Raw genomic sequence first — 6,367 nt, 5'->3', positions numbered from 1 at the left:
CACATGCACCACCGGTGTGCTGGCGGAATACGTCCTCAAGGCTCGCCTGCGCGCCGAGCGCAGCCTTCAGCTCGCTCGGAACACCGACGGCGCGTACCCCGCCGGCATGCATGAGCGCAACCCGGTCACACAGGACGTCCGCTTCCTCCATATAATGGGTGGTGAGCAGGACTGCCATCGCGTACTCGGCCCGCAGACCCTGGACGTGTTCCCACACGCTGTCGCGGGCGATCGGGTCCAGCCCGACGGTCGGCTCGTCGAGGATCAGCAGGCGCGGTGCGTTGACCAGCGCCTGAGCCAGCTCGAGACGACGCACCATCCCGCCCGAGTAGGTTCGCGCCATCCGGTCGGCGACCTCGGTCAGCCCCATCGCGGCCATGGCGTCGTTGACCCGGGCCCGGCGCTGGCGCCGCGGCACATCGAACAGGCCCGCGAACAGCGCCACGTTCTCCCGTCCGGTCAGCCCCGAGTCGGCCGAGAGCATCTGCGGCACGTAGCCGATGAGGCGACGTGCTCGGATCGGATTGCGTACCGCGTCCACCCCGAACACGTGCACCGACCCGGCGACCGGCCGTAGCAGCGTGACGATGGCACGGATCGCCGTGGTCTTGCCGGCCCCGTTCGGCCCGAGCAGCCCGATGATCTCGCCGGCATTGAGGTCGAGATCGATCGCGTCGACCGCTGTGTGCTCACCGAACCGGTAGGTCAGGCCCCTCACGGCAAGGGCTGGTGGGTCGCCCGACGCCGCACTGGGCGCGACGGGCACGGGTGCTCGACAGACATCCGACCTCCACATCGTTTCCTTCGTGCAACTAACTATCTGCTCTTCCGGCTCTCCCGTCACCTGGTCGGTGGTCAGGCCTGCGCCGGCGGGCAGCGAAAAGCCGAGGGCTGGTGCGTCCGGGTCTCGGACGCACCAGCCCTCGGCCGGGATGGAGCAGGTCGCTACCTGTCGTGCTCAGTACCTGTCGGGCTCAGTACCTGTCGGGCTCAGTGTCTGCCGGCAGGCTGGTCAGGAGATTCGCCGGTGGCCTCGCGCGGACCGCCCTCCGCTTCCTCCCCCTCGACGAAGAACCCGGTCACCGCCTTGCCTGCGCGGCGGACGAGACCGCCCGTGGCATGCCCGTTTTCCCCGCCCGGCAACGCCACCCGGTCGGTCGGTACCCGCCGGTGGTCCGGCGTCGGCGGCAACTTCGGACGATGCTGCTCCACGAACTCCCCGTTGGGCAGCTGGTGGATGATCCCGGTCTCGACACCGTGCTCGGTGACGTCCCGGTCACGGGCCTGCAGGTGCACACAGAGCCGCTTGGTCACCGTGAAGGCGATCGGCGGGACGATGATGCAACCGATCCGGCCGGCCCAGGTCATGGCGTTCAGCGAGATGTCGAACGTCCCCGCGATGACGTCGTTACCACCGGAGATCCACAGCACCAGATAGAAACTGATGGCCATGGCCCCGAAACCGGTGCGGGCCGGGGCGTCACGCGGTCGCTGGAGCAGGTTGTGCGATGCGGAATCCCCGGTGAACTTCGCCTCCAGGAAGGGGTACACCGCCAGCAGCGTGAACAGGATTCCGGGCAGCACGACGGTCGGCCAGAACACCGCCGGGACGGTATGCCCGAGCCCGCGGAACTCCCACGGTGGGAACAGTCGAGTCGATCCGTCGAGGAAGCCGATGTACCAGTCGGGCTGCGACGCCGAGCTGACGTTACCCGGGTCATAGGGGCCGAAGCTCCAGATCGGGTTGATCTGCGCCAGACCACCGAGCAGGGCGAGCATCGCGAACACCAGCATGAAGAACCCGGTGGACTTCACCGCGAAGATCGGGAAGACGCGATGCCCGATGACGTTGTGCTCGGTCTTGCCCGGCCCGGGGAAATCTGTGTGCTTCTGGTGCCACAGGATGCCCAGATGGGCGCCGATCAGCGCCAGCAGGATCCCCGGCACCAGCAGAATGTGGATCACATACAGCCGGGGGATGAAGTTGTCACCCGGCCACTCGCCGTCGAAGACCAGGAACGACGTCCAGGTTCCGATGACCGGGATCGACTGCGCGATCGAGGCCGCGATACGCAGCCCGGTACCCGACAGCAGGTCGTCCGGCAGCGAGTAGCCGGCGAAACCCTCGAGGATCCCCAACACCAGCAGCCCGACGCCGATCAGCCAGTTGACCTCGCGAGGCTTGCGGAAGGCGCCGGTGAAGAACACCCGCATCAGGTGCACCACGATCGAGGCGACGAACAGCAGTGCCGCCCAGTGGTGGATCTGACGGAAGACCAGCCCCGCCCGGGTGTCGAAGCTGATGTCGAGGGTCGAGGCGTAGGCCCGGCTCATCTCCACACCCCGCAACGGGATGAAGGAGCCGTTGTAGGGGATCTCGACGTTGCTCGGGTCGAAGAACAGCGTCAGATAGATGCCGGTCAGAACCAGGATGACGAAGCTGTAGAGGGCAATTTCCCCGATCATGAAAGACCAGTGGTCGGGGAACACCTTGTTGAGGTTGCGGCGCAGCGCGGCCTGGGACCCGAAGCGCTCGTCGACGGCCCGGTTGAGTTTGCGGACCGGACCGGGTCGCTTGACCAGGGAGGGTGGCGGGACGGTGGTCATGGACGCTCCCAGAAGGCGGGACCGACGGGCTCGGTGTAGTCGCCGTCTCGTGCGATGAAATACCCGTCGTCATCAACAGCGATCGCCAGCTGTGGCAGGGATCGGCTGGCCGGACCGAAGATCGCTCGACATCCGTCCAGAACGTTGAACACCGACTGGTGGCAGGGGCACAGCAGGTGATGGGTCTGCGCCTCATAGAGGCTGACCGGACAACCCGCGTGGGTACAGATCTTGGAGTAGGCGACGTGGCCGTCGTAGGCCCAGTCCTCCCGCCCCGGCCGCGGTCGGTTCGCATCCGGGGGGAGCCGGATGAGGATGGTGACGCTGTCGGCCTTCTGGTGCAGGGTCAGCTGGGGCTCGAACCGAACGCTGCCGTCGGCCGCGGTCACCGGGATCGCCGGGAAGACGGTCTCTATACCACCGATGGCGATGTCACCGAGCGCGACCGGATTACCTTCTCCGTTCACCAACCGGGCACCCTTGGCCCAGTGGCTGTGCTTGAGCTGATCGCCCGGCTTGCGGTTGCTCAGATTCAGCAACGGCACCACCAGCAGGGCGCCGAGCACGCTTCCCGCGCCCAGCATGGTGCGGCGAACCAACGGTCGGCGGGCAAGACCGGTATCGGCGAAGCCGAGTGCGACCGTCTCCTCGGTGACGGCGATCTCCTCATCCGAGGAGGCGAAGGGATGACGCTCCTGGACGGCCTCCTCATGCGGCATGAGGCGCTTCGCCCAGAGGATGACCCCGAATCCGATGCCGCCCATGGCCAGACCCAGTGCGGTGCCCATGCACGGGGTGTAGTACTCGGCATGTTTGTCACCGACGAAGTTGGTGACCACGAAACCGATCGTCCCGACCACCGAGACCATGAACCAGAACGCCACCAGCCGTTCGGCCCTACGCTCGGCCCGGCGGTCGATCTCCTCGGCGTGGGCCGTGGGGATGGCCGCGGCCCGCTCATCGGGCTCGGCCAGCAGGACCGTTGAGCCCTCCTGAGTCGAGTCGGTCTGGTGCGGGGGGGTACCCAGCTGCTCGGGACCGTCGCCGCGGCCCGGGCGCGGTTCGGGCTTGGCGCGGTCGAAGATGCTCTCGCCCTCGGCGGGAACGTCCGGCCCGGACGTCTCGTCGTCTCGCTTGCTCATACCTTCTGCCTCGCTCCGATCCACATGCACACCGCGAGCAGGCCACCGATTCCGACCAGCCAGGCCAGCAGTCCCTCGGGAACCGGGCCGTACTTGCCGAGCGTGCTACCACCGGCGCTCGGCGCCGCGGTGACGTACTTCACGTACTTCGCGATTGCCACAGCGCCGGCAGGGTCGATCTGTCCGGGGCCGAACACGGGCATCGACTCGGGGCCGGTCCGCATGGCATCGATGATCTGTGTCGGAGTGGCCCTGCTCAGATCGGGTGCGTACTTGCCGTACGTGAGCGGGGCACCCGCGCCCACCGCCTGATGGCACTGGGCGCAGTTCGCCCGATAGAGCTCCCCGCCCTGGGCCAGGTCCGCGTCATCCAGTGCGTTCTTGGTCACGACCGCCGTCTTCGGGCCGCCACCGAGGCTGTCGACGTAGGCGGCCAACTGGTCGATCTGGGTCTGGCTGTAGATCGGGTCTTTGCGCTCGGCCTGCGCGCCCGGTGCGGCGAGCGGCATCCGACCCGTGCTCACCTGGAAGTCCACGGCGGCAGACCCGACCCCGACGAGACTCGGGGCCTGGCCACCGCCCTGGGCGTTCAACCCGTGGCAGCTTGAACAGCCCTGGAGGTACAGCGCCCGGCCCGCCCGGACGGCCTCGTTGGCATCGGGGGTGCTCTGGGCCGTCCCGCGCGGCGCGAGCGCGGTCCACAGCAGCCCGGTGGCCGCAAGCGCCATCAGGAGGACGACAGCGGAGGAACGCCGATGCCGGCGTCGGGATGCGCGGGCAGCGCCCAAGGATGCAGTCATGTCGCTCACTGGAGGAGGTAGATGGTCGCGTAGAGGCCGATCCAGACGACGTCGACGAAGTGCCAGTAGTACGACGTCACGATCGCCGAGGTCGCCTTCTCAGGGGTGAATCTGCCGTAGGTCGACCGGACGAGGACGATCACGAAGGCCACCAGCCCGCCGATCACGTGCAGCCCGTGGAAGCCGGTCGTGAGGTAGTAGACGGACCCGAAGGCATGCGACGAGATCGAGAACTCGTTCTCGCGGAAGTACTCCCACGCCTGGCCGCCCACGAACACCGCACCCATCACCAGCGTGATGAGGTACCAGCGACGCAGGCCGTAGACGTCGCCTCGTTCCGCGGCGAAGACGCCCAGCTGACAGGTCAGGCTCGACAACACCAGGATCGTGGTGAAGACGAGCGCGTAACCGACGTGCAGGTGAACCGGGCCGATCTCGGACCCCGCGGGATCGCCGGTGATCGGCGGCCAGTTGCCACTGTTGACCGACCGGATCGTGTAGTACATCGCGAACAGGGCCGCGAAGAACATCAGCTCCGATGACAGCCACACGATCGTTCCCACGGAAACCATCGAGGGACGGTTGGCCGTGGGGTGCGGCGGCGGAGCCTTCTCAAGGACGGGGGCGGAGGCCACGTCGGTCATTCTGGCACGCGTTCGGCCAGGCGCCACCGTAGGTTCGACATTCGGTAGGACTACGAGCTGTCGAGGGTGCTGGCGTGCCCCGGCCGAAGCGAGGTGACGGAGCCTGTGACCAGTCCCAGCACGCTTGTCCCGGTAGCTCCCCAGGACGTGTTTGCACTGCCCGGCCAGGGACAACTGCCGCCCCCACCGACGGTCGGACGGATGCTCCTGCACCTGACACCCGAACCCGGACCGCTGCTTCTGATCGCCACGATGGCAGGGCTGTACCTGCTCGGAGTGCGCAGGCTCACAGATCGCGGTGACGCCTGGAACCCGTGGCGGACGGCGTCCTGGCTCGCCGGTCTGTTCGTCGTCGGGTACGCACTCGTGGGCGGAATCGCGGCTTACGACACCGCACTGTTCAGCGCCCACGCCGTGCAGCACATGCTGCTGGGCACGGTCGCCCCGATCCCGCTCGCGCTCGGAGCCCCGATCACGCTCGCGCTGCGCGCCCTTCCGCGGCGCTCCCGTGGCCTGCTGGTGGCGGCGTTGCACAGCCGGGTGGCCCGGGTGATGGCCTTCCCGTTGGTCGGTTTCGGCCTGTTCATCGTGAGCCTGTACGGTTTGTACTTCACCAGTCTCTACGAGTCATCGTTGCGGCATCCGGTGCTGCACCTTTTCCTGCACATCCACTTCCTGGTGGTCGGCTGCCTGTTCTACTGGCCGATCATCGGGCTTGACCCCGTCCCCGGCCGGCTGCCTTACTGGGGACGCCTCATCCTGCTGTTCGTGACGTTCCCGCTGCACGCGCTGTGGGCGCTGGCGATGTTCACGACAAACGAGGTCTTCGCCGCGGACTGGTACTCCTCGCTGGACCGGAGCTGGGGGTCGAGCCTGTTGGGCGACCAGCAGACCGGCGCGGGGCTCATGTGGGCCGCGGGGGAGCTGGTCGGTGCGATGGTGTTCGTCGCCCTGTTCGTCCAGTGGTCGCGGGCTGACGGGCGCGAAGCCGCCCGCGAGGACCGCCGGCTGGACCGACTCGAACGACTGGCCGCGTCCGCTGCCCCGGGGTCGGCCACCGCCGATCAGGAACCGCAACAGATCCCGGAAACCGACCCCGAGCCGGACCCGGAGGCCGAACTGGTCGCCCGGGAGGCTGCGTACAACGCCTGGCTGGCCAGGCTCGCCGCCGGTG

The 6,367-nt window shown here is 67.7% G+C and carries 6 protein-coding genes; 1 reads left to right on the top strand and 5 read right to left on the bottom strand.

What is annotated here, in order from left to right; genetic code table 11:
• From U9980_RS03935 to U9980_RS03915, 5 genes are all read right to left on the bottom strand, one after another.
• On the bottom strand, window positions 1–796 hold a 796-nt coding region (locus tag U9980_RS03935), incomplete at its 3' end, for an ABC transporter ATP-binding protein (RefSeq protein ID WP_416210142.1).
• A gap of 194 nt (window positions 797–990) precedes the next feature.
• Window positions 991–2,607, bottom strand: a complete 1,617-nt coding sequence (locus U9980_RS03930) for a cytochrome bc complex cytochrome b subunit (protein ID WP_322766717.1) — start codon at window positions 2,605–2,607, stop codon at window positions 991–993.
• Complete coding sequence (locus U9980_RS03925) at window positions 2,604–3,749, bottom strand: ubiquinol-cytochrome c reductase iron-sulfur subunit (protein WP_322766716.1); 1,146 nt, start codon at window positions 3,747–3,749, stop codon at window positions 2,604–2,606. Before U9980_RS03925 ends, U9980_RS03930 begins: the two co-directional genes overlap by 4 nt.
• Window positions 3,746–4,549 (bottom strand): c-type cytochrome, encoded by an 804-nt coding sequence (locus tag U9980_RS03920; RefSeq protein WP_322766715.1) that lies wholly within the window; start codon window positions 4,547–4,549, stop codon window positions 3,746–3,748. Before U9980_RS03920 ends, U9980_RS03925 begins: the two co-directional genes overlap by 4 nt.
• Before the next feature lie 5 nt (window positions 4,550–4,554).
• Window positions 4,555–5,193, bottom strand: coding sequence for a heme-copper oxidase subunit III (locus tag U9980_RS03915; protein WP_322766714.1), 639 nt, complete (start codon window positions 5,191–5,193; stop codon window positions 4,555–4,557).
• 105 nt (window positions 5,194–5,298) lie between these two features.
• Between U9980_RS03915 and U9980_RS03910 the strand changes: the two genes are divergently transcribed.
• The coding region (locus tag U9980_RS03910) for a cytochrome c oxidase assembly protein (protein WP_322766713.1) at window positions 5,299–6,367 on the top strand (1,069 nt) is incomplete at its 3' end.

It is taken from the genome of Protofrankia sp. Cr1 (assembly GCF_963555865.1).
Taxonomy (GTDB): domain Bacteria; phylum Actinomycetota; class Actinomycetes; order Frankiales; family Frankiaceae; genus Protofrankia.
This window is presented reverse-complemented; position numbering and strand designations above follow the sequence as displayed.